The 233-nt window shown below is 69.1% G+C and carries 1 pseudogene; it reads right to left on the bottom strand.

Annotation, left to right across the window (positions count from 1 at the left end):
• Window positions 1–233 (bottom strand): annotated as a pseudogene (locus AC0IW7_RS25065) (MlaD family protein); the annotation flags it as partial.

Below are 233 nucleotides of genomic sequence, written 5' to 3'. Positions count from 1 at the left end.
GTTGGCACACCGTGGTCTTCTCGCCGCCGAGCAGGTAGCCGGCCGGGCCTTCCTGCAGGCGACGGGTACTCGCGCGCAGGCTGCTGAGGGTTTCGCGCAACTCGCCACCCGCCGGGCCAATGGCGCTCAGGCCCTGGGCGCCGGCATTCAGCGAATCGCGGTTTTCATTGAGCAGGTTTTCATTGCTCGGGCTGGCACGGTCCAGCGCGGCCATGGCGTCGCGGGCGCTGTTG

The organism is Pseudomonas sp. AC229, assembly GCF_979254655.1.
This window is presented reverse-complemented; position numbering and strand designations above follow the sequence as displayed.